The organism is Arsenicicoccus sp. UBA2120, from assembly GCF_002330965.1.
Classification (GTDB): Bacteria; Actinomycetota; Actinomycetes; order Actinomycetales; family Dermatophilaceae; genus Arsenicicoccus; species Arsenicicoccus bolidensis.
Window position 1 is genome coordinate 1 of the sequence record NZ_DCYC01000071.1, and the last position, 12159, is coordinate 12159.

The 12159-nt window shown below is 72.6% G+C and carries 12 protein-coding genes; 9 read left to right on the plus strand and 3 right to left on the minus strand.

Features of this window, described 5'->3' with window-relative positions:
- Positions 1-382: 382 nt before the first annotated feature.
- On the minus strand, positions 383-1231 hold the full coding sequence (locus B2P18_RS10795) for a hypothetical protein (RefSeq protein WP_029212763.1): 849 nt from the start codon (positions 1229-1231) through the stop codon (positions 383-385).
- Between the two features lie 37 nt (positions 1232-1268).
- Between B2P18_RS10795 and B2P18_RS10800 the strand changes: the two genes are divergently transcribed.
- The 7 genes from B2P18_RS10800 to B2P18_RS10830 all read left to right on the plus strand — a co-directional run bounded on the left by B2P18_RS10800 (position 1269) and on the right by B2P18_RS10830 (position 9152).
- Positions 1269-2465, plus strand: a complete 1197-nt coding sequence (locus B2P18_RS10800; protein ID WP_239262273.1) for a histidine kinase — start codon at positions 1269-1271, stop codon at positions 2463-2465.
- An 8-nt stretch (positions 2466-2473) separates the two neighbouring features.
- Complete coding sequence (locus B2P18_RS10805; protein ID WP_019286545.1) at positions 2474-3268, plus strand: LytR/AlgR family response regulator transcription factor; 795 nt, start codon at positions 2474-2476, stop codon at positions 3266-3268.
- 309 nt (positions 3269-3577) lie between these two features.
- Entirely contained in the window at positions 3578-3952 is a 375-nt protein-coding gene (locus B2P18_RS10810; protein WP_286959049.1) for a hypothetical protein, read from the plus strand.
- Positions 3949-5514, plus strand: a complete 1566-nt coding sequence (locus tag B2P18_RS10815; RefSeq protein ID WP_286959053.1) for a cation acetate symporter — start codon at positions 3949-3951, stop codon at positions 5512-5514. The genes B2P18_RS10810 and B2P18_RS10815 overlap by 4 nt, the downstream gene beginning before the upstream one ends.
- 165 nt (positions 5515-5679) lie before the next feature.
- The gene (locus B2P18_RS10820) at positions 5680-6024 is read left to right on the plus strand and encodes a DUF485 domain-containing protein (protein WP_029212767.1); all 345 of its coding nucleotides are present in this window, start codon (positions 5680-5682) and stop codon (positions 6022-6024) included.
- Positions 6024-7670 carry a solute symporter family protein gene (locus tag B2P18_RS10825; protein WP_029212768.1) on the plus strand — a complete coding sequence of 549 codons (1647 nt, stop codon included), beginning with the start codon at positions 6024-6026 and terminating at the stop codon, positions 7668-7670. The genes B2P18_RS10820 and B2P18_RS10825 overlap by 1 nt, the downstream gene beginning before the upstream one ends.
- A gap of 210 nt (positions 7671-7880) precedes the next feature.
- The gene (locus tag B2P18_RS10830; RefSeq protein WP_286959071.1) at positions 7881-9152 is read left to right on the plus strand and encodes an MFS transporter; all 1272 of its coding nucleotides are present in this window, start codon (positions 7881-7883) and stop codon (positions 9150-9152) included.
- Between the two features lie 243 nt (positions 9153-9395).
- On the opposite strand, the gene B2P18_RS10835 is transcribed toward B2P18_RS10830, so the two are convergent.
- Both B2P18_RS10835 and B2P18_RS10840 read right to left on the minus strand, forming a co-directional pair.
- Positions 9396-10052, minus strand: coding sequence for a DUF559 domain-containing protein (locus B2P18_RS10835; RefSeq protein ID WP_286959075.1), 657 nt, complete (start codon positions 10050-10052; stop codon positions 9396-9398).
- A 42-nt stretch (positions 10053-10094) separates the two neighbouring features.
- Positions 10095-10307 (minus strand): hypothetical protein, encoded by a 213-nt coding sequence (locus tag B2P18_RS10840; RefSeq protein ID WP_286959077.1) that lies wholly within the window; start codon positions 10305-10307, stop codon positions 10095-10097.
- Between the two features lie 312 nt (positions 10308-10619).
- Here B2P18_RS10840 and B2P18_RS10845 point away from each other — a divergent pair, with 312 nt between their 5' ends.
- Positions 10620-11609, plus strand: a complete 990-nt coding sequence (locus B2P18_RS10845) for a metal ABC transporter substrate-binding protein (RefSeq protein WP_286959078.1) — start codon at positions 10620-10622, stop codon at positions 11607-11609.
- Positions 11606-12159 (plus strand): metal ABC transporter ATP-binding protein (locus B2P18_RS10850; protein ID WP_286959095.1); only part of this gene is annotated, 554 nt, incomplete at its 3' end. The genes B2P18_RS10845 and B2P18_RS10850, both read left to right, overlap by 4 nt.

Genomic DNA, 12159 nt, shown 5'->3' on the forward strand with positions numbered 1-12159 from the left:
AAGTGACCCGTGAGCGAGGGGGCGGGCACCTGGGTGCGGACATGGGGCGACCCCCGTCGGGGGGGGTGACGGGGGTCGCCGTGCATAGGCTCTGGGGGGGAAGAGCCCATGCACTGCGCTCGACCCGAAGGGAGCGCGTAACTCCATGATGCGACGGACTCGGACAAATGACTAGTCACTACCCACCCCGGGCGCCCAAAGTCACCCGTTCGGCCTATTCTGGCGCACTCAGCGATGCGTTACATCGATAAAGGTGACTCACGGGCGCGACATGACTAGTGCGCGACGACGCACGAGGGGGCCGAGAGGACTACCTCGATCGGGTGAGCGCACAGCCCCTGGATGGCGGCCTCGGCGCGACCGCCTGACCGCACCGGCGGGATCACGCGGTGCGGCCGGCGAGCACGGCGTCGGCGACCCGCGTGCCCTCGGCCGCCGCCGCGACCATCGCCTCGCAGCAGTGCAGCAGCCACAGCCGCACCCCGTCCTGCGTCCCCGTGGCATAGGCGGCGAGCGCTCCGACATACGCCGTCTGCCCGAGGGACCGGTGACCGGCCTCGGGCACCGCGACGCCGGTCGGGTCGAGCCCGCCGGCCTGCACGACCACGCGCTCCAGGGCCCGCGCCACCAGCCCGTTGCCGCGCTCGAACGGACGCACCACCGCCATCTCCGCGTGCACGAGAGCCCCCACCACGCCGGCGGGCACCGGCCCCACGGCGCGCAGCAGCTCCACGATCCCGTCCAGCCTGGCGGCGACCCGCTCGGCCGCGACCGGCTCCCCCAGCTCGACGAGCTCCGCGCACACCGCCTCCGGGCCCCGAGGACGCCCGAGCGCCGCCGCCTCGACGCCCAACGGGGTCGCGGCCGCCGTGTGCAGACGCGCCACGACCTGTCGCGGCGCCGCAGACAGCACGGCACGCAGGTGCTCGGCCTCGGCCGTCACCTGCACCGCCCCCCGCAGCACCTGCTCGTCCGGGAGGGGGTCGTCTCGCCAGGACAGCGCTCCACGACTCAGGTCGCGGACCGTCTCGACGGGGAACTGGATGCCGTCGAGGAAGGCCGTCTCCCTGGCACCTCGCACCCGCGACTCGGCGGCGGCCTCGGGGATGCGGCGGCGCAGGGCCTGGTGCCAGCGCAGCTGCGTGCAGGCCTCGCGGGCGGCCGCGACGGCGTCGGTCACCCCCGGCAGGCGCAGCAGGGGCTCGACGGAGGCGGCGACGGGGGAGCTCACGGGGTCAGCCTAGGGACTCACGCCCTACGATCGGTCCATGCTCGAAGGGCCCGCGCGCAGCTCCGTCGCGCTGATCGCCGTCCTCGCGGCCCTGCTGGTCCTGGCCGCGTGGCTCGCGCTGCGGGTGGTCCGCGTGCGGCGCACCTTTTCCTCCCCCGTCGAGGAGGCGACGTATGACGCCCTCCACACCGCCGGGCTCGCGGCTCCCCACCTCAAGGACGGCCTGACGCCGGAGGGCAGCGCCAAGGCCGCGCGGCACCTGCGCGCCCTGCTCGGCGTGCCGGCGCTCGCGATCCTCGACACGCAGGCCCTGCTCGTCTGGGAGGGCACCGGTGAGCGTCACGCGGCGGGTGCCGTCGACCTGGTCGAGCAGGTCCTCGCGACCGGTGACCTCGAGGTGGTGCGCGGCCTCGTGTGCGTCGACGAGGACTGCCCGATCCGCTCCGCGGTGGCGGCGCCGATCGTCAGCGACGAGACCGTCATCGGCGCGCTCGTCGCCTACGCCCCGGACGTGAGCTACGGCCTGACCAGGGCCACGCGCGAGGTCGCGAGCTGGGTGTCGACCAACGTCGAGCTCGCCGAGCTCAGCCGCCAGCGCACCCGCACGATGGAGGCCGAGCTGCTGGCCCTGCGGGCGCAGATCTCCCCGCACTTCGTCTACAACTCCCTCGCCGCCATCGCCAGCTTCGTGCGGACCGACCCCGTCCGCGCCCGCGAGCTGCTGCTGGAGTTCGCCGACTTCACGCGCTACTCCTTCCGCAGCGGCGGCGCGTTCACCACGCTCGAGGAGGAGCTGGTCAACATCGAGCGCTACCTCGCCCTCGAGCAGGCCCGCTTCGGCCCCCGGCTCAAGGTCGACCTGGACATCGCCCCGGAGGTGCTCGGCAACGCCGTCCCCTACCTCTCGGTGCAGCCGCTCGTCGAGAACGCCGTCCGTCACGGCCTCGAGCGCAAGGTCGGCGACGGCACGATCCGCATCACCGCGCGGGACCTCGGCACGGTCACCCAGGTCAGCGTCGAGGACGACGGCGCCGGGTCCGACCCCGAGCGGGTCCGCTCGGTGCTGTCGGGCGAGCACGACGGCGACAACGTGGGCCTGGGCAACGTGGACGCCCGCCTGCGGCAGGTGTATGGCGACGCCCACGGCGTCGTGGTCGAAACCGCGCCAGGGGCGGGCACCCGGGTGACCTTCACCGTGCCCAAGTGGGCTCCCGGCGTCCATGCAGGACAATAGGGGGCACCATGGCGGAGCACCACGCAGACGTGACCGGACCTCGCCTCGCCGCGCTCGTCGTCGACGACGAGCCGCCGGCGCGGGACGAGCTTGCCTACCTGCTCGGCGAGGATCCGCGCCTCGGGCGGATCCACCTGGCCGGCAGCGGCGCCGAGGCCCTCGCGATCCTGGCCCAGAACGACGTGGACGTCGTCTTCTGCGACATCAGCATGCCCGGCCTCGACGGTCTCGACGTGGCCCGCGCGGCGGCCGCCCAGGAGGAGCCGCCGTCCTTCGTCTTCGTGACCGCCCACGACCAGCACGCCGTCGACGCCTTCGAGGTCGACGCCATCGACTACGTCCTCAAGCCCGTCCGCGAGGAGCGCCTCGCGGAGGCCGTCCGCCGGGTCGTCGCGGCCCGCCCCGCGCCCGCACCACAGTCCGCCCCGACGCAGCGCCAGGACGACGACGAGGTCATCCCGGTCGAGCTCGCCGGCATCACCACCTTCGTCAAGCGGTCCGCCGTCATCTACGCCCAGGCGCAGGGCGACTACACCCGGCTGCACACGCGGGACAGCAACCACCTCGTGCGCATCCCGCTGTCCACCCTCGAGGAGCGCTGGTCCTCGGCGGGGTTCGCCCGGATCCACCGCAGCACGCTCGTGTCGCTGCGGCACGTCACGCAGGTCCGCACCGACAAGGGCCACTGCTCCGTCCTGCTCGGACCCCTCGAGCTGCAGGTCTCGCGCCGCCACACCCGCGCCCTGCGCGACCGTCTCGGCCGGCCGGGCGAGGCCCGCCGACGGGAGAACCCGACGGCGTGACCAGCCCGACACCGCCGCGGGTGCGCATCACCTCGCCCCGCCGCGACGCGGCCCGCCGCAGCGCCGCGGTCCGCCCCAGCACCCGGGAGATCGACGAGGACACCGGCCTCGGGCAGGTCNNCCCCCCCCCCCCCCCGCCCCGGGCGGGGGGGGGGGGCCCCCCGGGGGGAAACCCCGGCGGGGGGCCCCCCCCCCCCCCCCCGGGGGGCCCCCCCCCCCCCCCCCCGCCGCGACGCGGCCCGCCGCAGCGCCGCGGTCCGCCCCAGCACCCGGGAGATCGACGAGGACACCGGCCTCGGGCAGGTCTACATGCGGACCTACCTGCGCGGGCTGCGCCGCCTGGTCGCCGCCGCCCTGGCGTCCCTCGTCACGCTGCTCGTCGGCCTGCCCCTGGCCTTCGCCCTCGTCCCAGGGGCGGCGGGCCTGCGGCTCGGACCCGGCGTGACGGTGGCCTGGCTGCTGGTCGGCGTCGTGATCTATCCCGCCCTGTGGCTGCTCGGCCGGGCCTACGCCCGAGCCGTCGAGCGGGTCGAGCGCGACTTCGCCCGCACCGTCGCCGGTGACGACCTCCCGGACCGTGGCGGAACGGGCCGTGACGGAGCGGGCCGTGACGGAGCGGGCCGTGGCGGCGCTTCTCAAGACGACGGCCGTGACGGCAGCGGGCCGACCGGCGGCGCGCCATGACGGCGGCCCTGCAGCCGGCATACGGCATCGTCGCCGTGGCGACGGTCTGTCTCCTGACGCTCGGGCTCGGCCTGCTCGGGGCTCGCTCCAGCCGCACCACGAGCGACTTCTACGTCGCCTCGCGCGCCATCTCGCCGCGCCGCAACGCCGCCGCCATCACCGGCGAGTACCTCTCCGCCGCGAGCTTCCTCGGCCTCGCCGGGCTCATGTGGTCCGACGGCGCCGACCGGCTGTGGCTGCCCGTCGGCTACACGGTCGGCTATCTCATGCTGCTCGTGCTCATCGCGGCTCCGCTGCGCCGCTCGGGGGCCTACACGCTCCCCGACTTCGCCGAGGACCGCCTCGAGAGCCGCCGCGTGCGCCGCGTGGTGTCCCTGCTGGTCGTGGCCATCGGCTGGGTCTACCTGCTCGTGCAGCTGCAGGCCGCCGACCTGACCCTGCGCTTCCTCACCGGCGCCCCGGCCTGGCTCGGCGGGGTCCTCGTCGGCACCGTGGTCCTCACCGTGGTGAGCGCGGGCGGCATGCGCACGATCACCCTGGTGCAGTCCTGGCACTACTGGATGAAGCTCGCCGCGCTGTGGCTGCCCGCCCTGGTCCTGGTCGTCGTGTGGGTCCGCTCGGGCTCCCCCGGCCCGGCCCTGCCGCCCGACCAGCTCGAGTCCTGGTCCGAGCCGCTCAGCGGGTATGCCGGACAGGACCACCCCCTCTACACCGTCTGGTCGACCCTGCTGGGGCAGGCGCTCGGGACGATGGCCCTCCCCCACGTCGTCGTGCGCTACTACACGATCCGCGACGGCCGCGCCGCCAGGCGGACGACCGTCACGGTGATCGGCCTCATCGCCGCGTTCTACCTCGCCCTGCCGATCTACGGGATCCTCGGCCGCGTCTACGTCCCGTCCCTGCCGGCCGGCGCCTCCACCGACACCGTCATGCTGCGGCTCCCCACGAGCGCCATCCCGGGCGGTGTCGGCGACACCCTCACCACCCTCATCGCGGCCGGCGCCTTCGTCACCTTCCTGTCCACCGCGAGCGGCCTGGTCGTGGCGGTGGCCGGCGTCGTCGACCAGGACCTGGTCGGGCCCGCCCTCCTGCGCGCCACCGGCGGTGACGCCGACCGGCTGCACAGCTTCCGCCTGTCCGTGGCCGTCGCCGTGCTCGTCCCCCTCGCCGTCGCCCACCTGCTCCCGCACGTCGGCGTCGGCACCCTCGTGGGCCTGGTCTTCGCCCTCACCGCCTCGACCTTCGCGCCGCTGCTGGTGCTCGGCGTGTGGTGGCCACGACTGTCGCGCGCCGGCACCCTCGCCTCCGTCGGCGTCGGCGCCGTCCTCGCGGCCACGGCCTCGCTGCTCAGCCTCACCGGCCGGGTCACGGAGGGCTGGGCCGGTGCGCTCACCGCGGCCCCCGCCGCCTGGACCGCCCCCGCCGCCTTCCTCGTCGCCGTGTTCGTGTCGCTGCTCACGCCGGGCAGCATCCCGCGCGGGACCTCCCGCACGATGGTGCGGCTGCACACCCCCGAGGACGTGCGCCTCGACCGGTCCTCGCGCCGGACCGCAGCCCGCTGACGGGCGGGCGTCTCGGCATACGACCTGGTCGGGACCGCTCACCGAGCCTCACCGACCGCTCGACCCGTCGTGATCGTGTGGCTCTCGTCCGTGACCGGTGACCGGGCGCACAGTAACGATCGGCACGACGACGTGCCGACTCCCCACCCCCGCAGGAGGCACCGCGTGAGCGCGACCAAGCCCACCCGCGACTACAGCGCCGCCTACAGCGACGTCCAACGGTCGCCCGAGTTCCAGGAGCTGCGCTCGCGGCTGCGGTCCTTCGTCTTCCCGATGGCCGGGGCGTTCCTCGCCTGGTACTTCCTCTACGTCATCTGCGCCGCGTTCTTCCCGGCGTTCATGAGCATCAAGGTGCTCGGCAACATCAACGTCGGCCTGATCTTCGGCTTCCTGCAGTTCGTCACGACGTTCGCGATCACCATCGTCTACGTGCGCTGGGCCGACCGCGTCTTCGACCCCCGGGCCGAGCGGGTCCACCAGATGGTCGAGGAGAAGGGGCTGGACGCCTGATGAGCAGCACGATGATCAGCGCCGCGGCCACGTCCGTCGGCTCGCCCATCCTCAACATCGCGATCTTCGCCGTGTTCGTGGTCGTGACCCTGGCCGTCGTCATCAAGGTGTCGACGGGCAAGAAGAAGACGGCCGGCGAGTACTACACGGGTGGCGCGGCCTTCTCCGGCCGTCAGAACGGCATCGCCATCGCCGGCGACTACCTCTCGGCGGCAAGCTTCCTCGGCATCGCGGGCGCCATCGCCGTCGCCGGCTACGACGGCTTCCTCTACTCCATCGGCTTCCTCGTCGCCTGGCTCGTGGCCCTGCTGCTCGTCGCCGAGCTGCTGCGCAACACCGGCCGCTTCACCATGGCCGACGTGCTGAGCTTCCGGCTGCGCCAGCGTCCCGTCCGGATGGCCGCCGCGACCTCGACGCTCGCCGTCTCGTTCTTCTACCTGCTCGCCCAGATGGCCGGCGCGGGCGGCCTCGTGTCGCTGCTGCTCGGCGTCAAGTCCTGGGCCGGGCAGGCGATCGTCATCGTCATCGTCGGCATCCTGATGATCACCTACGTCCTCATCGGCGGGATGAAGGGCACCACCTGGGTGCAGATCATCAAGGCCTGCCTGCTGATCGCCGGCGCCGCGGTCATCACCGTCTGGGTGCTCGGCAAGTTCGGCTTCAACCTGTCCGCCGTGATGCAGAAGGCCGTCGACGAGTCACCCAAGGTCGGCGAGAAGCTCCTCAACCCCGGCCTGAAGTACGGCAAGACCACGACGACCAAGATCGACTTCATCTCGCTGTCGATGGCCCTCGTGCTCGGCACCGCCGGGCTCCCCCACGTGCTGATGCGGTTCTACACCGTCCCCACGTCCAAGGAGGCGCGCAAGTCGGTCGAGTGGGCGATCTGGCTGATCGGCCTGTTCTATCTCTTCACCCTGGTCATCGGCTTCGGCGCGGCCGGCCTGGTCGGCCCCGGCGCCATCGTGGCCGCCCCCGGCAAGGAGAACTCCGCGGCACCGCTGCTGGCCTTCCACCTCGGCGGGTCCGTCTTCCTCGGCATCATCTCGGCGATCGCGTTCGCCACGATCCTCGCCGTGGTCGCCGGCCTGACCATCACCACCTCGGCGACCTTCGCGCACGACATCTACAACATGGTGATCAAGGAGGGGAAGGCCACCCAGGAGCAGGAGGTCAAGGTCGCCCGCCGCGCCGCCATCGCCGGTGGTGTCGTCGCGATCGTCGGCGGCATCCTCGCGAACGGGCAGAACATCGCCTTCCTCGTCGCCCTGGCGTTCGCGGTCGCCGCGAGCGCCAACCTACCGACGATCCTCTACTCGTTGTTCTGGTCGAAGTTCACGACCCGAGGAGCGCTCTGGTCGATCTACGGCGGGCTCGGGTCGGCGATGCTGCTCATCCTGTTCAGCCCCGTGGTGTCCGGCAAGGTCGACGCGACCGGCAAGAGCCTGTCGATGATCACCAACGCCTCCATCGACTTCCACTGGTTCCCGCTGGACAACCCGGGCATCATCTCGATCCCGCTGGGCTTCCTGCTCGGCTGGCTGGGCTCGATCACCGACAAGGAGAAGCCCAACCCCGAGAAGTACGCCGAGATGGAGGTCCGGTCCCTGTCCGGCCACGGCACGGCGGGCGCGATCCAGCACTGAGCGATCCAGCACTGAGTGATCCAGCACCGAGGAATCCAGTGCTGAGCGATCCAGCGCTGAGCCGCACCTGACCCTCGCCTCTTCCGCAACAGGTCACCGCCGAGTGGTCACTTCCCGACGTCGGGAGGTGACCACTCGGCGTTGGGGATGCCTGTGCCGCGGTCGTCGGGGTGGGCAGGCCGGGGGGCGGGTCCGGCATACGGTGGTCGGGTGCCCCAGCCGTATGCCGCCCCGCCGCCACCCCCAACGGCCGGGGGACACCGGCCGGGGTCCCCGGAGTACCGCCGCATCTCGTGGGCGCTGTTCCTCGCCGGGCTCGCGACCTTCGCGATGATCTACACCACCCAGCCGTTGTTGCCCGAGCTGTCGCGGGCCTTCGCGCTGACGCCGGCGCAGTCCGCCCTGTCGGTGTCGACCACGACCTTCGCCCTGGGCCTGGCCCTGCTCGTCGTGGGCCCTTCCTCGGAGGTGCTCGGGCGCACGCGGGTCATGCATGTGTCGCTCTTCGCGTCGTCGGTGGTCACGATCCTCACGGCGCTATCGCCGTCGTGGACGGTCCTGCTGGTCCTGCGGACGCTGCTCGGCCTGGCGGTGGCAGGGCTGCCGGCAGTGGCGGTCGCCTACCTGCGCGAGGAGGTGCATCCCTCGGCGACGGCGCGGGCGACCGGGCTCTACATCGGCGGCACGGCCCTCGGCGGCATGCTCGGTCGCCTGCTCACCGGCGGTGTCGCCGACCTGCTCGGCTGGCACTGGTCCATCGGCTCGATCGGGGGCCTGGGCCTGCTGTGCGCGGTGGCGGTGCGCGCGGTGCTGCCTGGCTCGCGACGCTTCGCCCCGGCGCGGCTGTCGCTGCGCGAGCTCGTCGCCATGAACCGCCGGATGCTCACCGACCCCGCCCTGCTCGCGCTCTACGGCATCGCGTTCTGCGCGATGGGGGCCTTCGTGTCGGTGTTCAACGCCATGGGGTTCCGGCTCGCCGCCGCGCCCTACCACCTGAGCCTCGCCGTCGCCGGGCTGGTGTTCGTCGTCTATGCCCTCGGGTCGGTGAGCTCCGAGCGGGCCGGGCGCCTCGCGGACCGTCACGGCGTGCGAGTAGTCGTCCCCGTGGCGCTCGCGATCGTCCTGCTCGGCCTGCTGGTCACCCTCGGCGGGTCGCTGTGGGCGGTCGTGGGCGGGCTCGCGGTGCTGACCGCCGGCTTCTTCGCCGCCCACGGGGTGGCCTCGGGCTGGGTCGCCGCCCGCGCCACGTATGTCGGTCGCGGCACCGCCCAGGCCACCTCGCTCTACATGTTCGCGTACTACCTCGGGTCGTCCGTCTGCGGCACGGTCGTCGGCACGGCCTGGAGCCGCGGCGGCTGGCCCCTGGTCGTCGGGTTCACCGGTGCGCTCCTGCTCCTGGCGCTGGTCCTCTCGCTGTGGCTGCGGCACGTCCCCAGCCTGGCCGAGCCCCCCGTCGAGGACCAGGGAGTGCGCGCCGCGTGACGCCGGTCCCCCGGCATACGGCCCCCGACCCAAACTGAGCTCCCAGCTCACTTCGCGCCGCCCAAGCCCCCGGCCAGCCCTCCCAGACGACCCGAACTGAGTCCCCAGCTCACTTCGCGCCGCCCACACCGCCCCACGACCCCCGTAGACGACCCGAACTGAGCCCGCAGCTCGCTTTGCGCCGCCCAAGCCCCATCCCAGCCCTCCCAGACGACCCAGAGGGAGCTCCCAGCTCAGCTCGGATCAGGCGGCGAGAGCGCCCCGCACCACCAGCGCCGCCCGGACCGCAGCCATCGTCTCGGCGTGATGGTCGTAGTAGTCGACCTTGTTGATGAGGATGACGAGGTAGCCGAGGCGCTCCATGCGGTTGCGACGCGCTTCGTCCTGGAGCCGCTGCTCGTCGGTGCGGTAGTGGTGGGCACCGTTGTACTCGACGACGACCCTGGCGCGGCGCCAGAGGAAGTCCGCGTAGCCGACCAGCGCTCCGCGATCGTCGAGGATCTGGGCGTTGAGCTCGGGTGCCGGTAACCCCTCGCGCACGAAGTCCTGCCGCACCCTCGACTCCATCACCGAGTTCGTGCCGGGACGCACCTGACGGCTCGCCGCGCGGGCCGCAACGACCCCGCAGGACCGGATCGCCAGCGCCTCGTCGAAGTAGTCGTCACCTCGGCCTGACCTCCACGCAACCATGAGGTCCCCGAGCACGACGCGATCCGCGACGCTGAGATCGCCCGCCACCTGCCGGAACAGGTGCGCGTCGTCGAGGACGGGGATCGCGAGGCCCGGCAGCACGATCGTCGGGAGGTCCGGCGCGAGCAGCCGATGACCGGTCACGGTGGCCAGCCGTGGTGGGGTCCGGCCGTGGACGCCCACGTCGAGCGGCGGTCGGTGCTCGGGCATCCACCGACGCCCCACCACCAGCCCGCGGAGCCAGATACCCGTTCAGTGGGTGAAGACGCATCCCGCCGGCAGCACGAGGGATGCGGCCTGGGCGTCCTCGAGGACCGTGAGCGGCATGCGGGTGCCGAGCACCGAGCGGTGCGGGCGGGCGAGATCGGCCATCGTCGCGCGAGTGACCCCCAGCTCGCGAGCGCGCCGAACGGTGAAGAAGACGCGGGCGCTCAGCTGCGGCGGGAGAGGGCGTTTGGGTGCCATGGACCCAGTTTGAGACGGTTCGAGCGTGGTGGCGTCTGCCATCCACAAGCGGGGCGGGGACCCGTCACGTTATCCCCAGGCGGCCCGAACTGAGCTCCGAGCTCACAACGTGCCGCCCACGTCGCCATACATGCCCTCCCGGCGACCCGAACTGAGCTCCGAGCTCGGAATGTGCCGGCAGAAGCCCCGCCCACGGCCTCCTGACGACCCGAACTGAGCTCCGAGCTCACGACGCGCCGCCCACGCCCATCGCCCGGACTAGCGGGCGGAGCCAGTTTGACAATGATTTCCATTAGGCCGACCCTGGAGAGCATGAACCGCCGTCTGCTCGCCGCCCCTGCAGCCCTCACCCTGCTCGCCCTCACCGCCTGCGGATCGGGTGACGGCGGCTCCAGCACCGGCGGCGCAGCGAGCCAGGGCGGCAAGGACGGCAAGCTCGGCGTCGTCGCCAGCTTCTATCCCCTGCAGCACGCCGCCGAGCAGATCGGTGGCCAGCACGTGCAGGTCACCAACCTCACCAAGCCCGGCTCGGAGCCGCACGACCTCGAGCTGACGCCCAAGGACGTGGCCACCCTGTCCCAGGCGGACCTCGCGATCTACGAGAAGGGGCTGCAGTCGGCCGTCGACACCGCGGTCGCCGACACCAAGCCGGACAAGGCGCTCGACGTCGCGACGGCCGCCAACCTCTCGCTCACGCACGGCGAGACGATCGGCGAGGACGGGCACGACCACTCGACGGAGTCCGCCGAGGAGCACGCGGGGCACAGCCACGGCAAGGGCGCCAAGGATCCGCACTTCTGGCTGGACCCGCAGCGCTACGCCAAGGTCTCCCAGGCCATCGCCGACCGCCTCAAGCAGGCCGACCCCGCCCACGCCGCGGACTACGACGCCAACCTCAAGGCCTTCACCGGCCGGCTCACCGCCCTGGACTCCGAGCTCGCGGCCGGCCTCAAGGGCTGCACCAACACGACGATCGTGACCAGCCACGCGGCGTTCGGCTACCTCGCGGACCGCTACGGGCTGCAGCAGGTCGCCATCTCGGGGCTGTCCCCCGAGGAGGAGCCCGAGCCCGCCAAGCTCGCCGAGATCGCGAAGTACGCCAAGTCGCACAAGGTCACCACCATCTATGCCGAGACGCTGGTCAGCCCGGCGATCGCCCAGACGGTCGCCAAGGAGACCGGCGCGCAGACGGCGGTGCTGGACCCGATCGAGGGCATCACGGACTCCTCCGCCGCCAAGGACTACGTTGGCGTCATGAAGGCCAACCTCGCCACGCTCAAGAAGGGCCAGAGCTGTCCGTGACCTCCGCCCGCGTCAGCGCGCCTGACGCTCCCGTCATCAGGCTCCGGTCGGCGTCCTTCGGGTACGCCGACCGCGCCGTCGTCTCCGGGGCCGACCTCACGGTGGCGCCCGGCGAGGCGCTGGCCCTCCTCGGACCCAACGGGTGCGGCAAGTCCACGCTGGTCAAGGGCCTGCTCGGGCTCAACGACCACCTGGGCGGCGAGGTCGAGCTGTTCGGCACCCCGCTCGCGCGCTTCCGCCAGCGCTATCGCATCGGCTACGTGCCCCAGCGCCACACCCTGTCCGGCTCGGTCTCGGCGACGGTCCGCGAGGTCGTCGCCACCGGGCGCCTGCCGCACCAGGGCCTCCTGGCCCGGCTCGGGGCGCGCGACCACCAGATCATGGCCTCGGCCCTCGACGTCGTCGGTATGACGGACCAGGCCCGCCAGGACGTCTCGACGCTGTCAGGCGGCCAGCAACGGCGCGTGCTCATCGCCCGCGCCCTCGCCGGCGAGCCGGACGCCCTCGTGATGGACGAGCCCACCGCCGGCGTCGACGTCGCCAACCAGCG

Coding starts and splice junctions, on each gene's coding strand:
- B2P18_RS10840 (WP_286959077.1), bottom strand. CDS start 10,307: ATGGCACCCAAACGCCCTCTCCCGCCGCAGCTGAGCGCCCGCGTCTTC.
- B2P18_RS10810 (WP_286959049.1), top strand. CDS start 3,578: ATGCGGACCTACCTGCGCGGGCTGCGCCGCCTGGTCGCCGCCGCCCTG.
- B2P18_RS10845 (WP_286959078.1), top strand. CDS start 10,620: ATGAACCGCCGTCTGCTCGCCGCCCCTGCAGCCCTCACCCTGCTCGCC.
- B2P18_RS10805 (WP_019286545.1), top strand. CDS start 2,474: ATGGCGGAGCACCACGCAGACGTGACCGGACCTCGCCTCGCCGCGCTC.
- B2P18_RS10815 (WP_286959053.1), top strand. CDS start 3,949: ATGACGGCGGCCCTGCAGCCGGCATACGGCATCGTCGCCGTGGCGACG.
- B2P18_RS10835 (WP_286959075.1), bottom strand. CDS start 10,052: ATGCCCGAGCACCGACCGCCGCTCGACGTGGGCGTCCACGGCCGGACC.
- B2P18_RS10825 (WP_029212768.1), top strand. CDS start 6,024: ATGAGCAGCACGATGATCAGCGCCGCGGCCACGTCCGTCGGCTCGCCC.
- B2P18_RS10800 (WP_239262273.1), top strand. CDS start 1,269: ATGCTCGAAGGGCCCGCGCGCAGCTCCGTCGCGCTGATCGCCGTCCTC.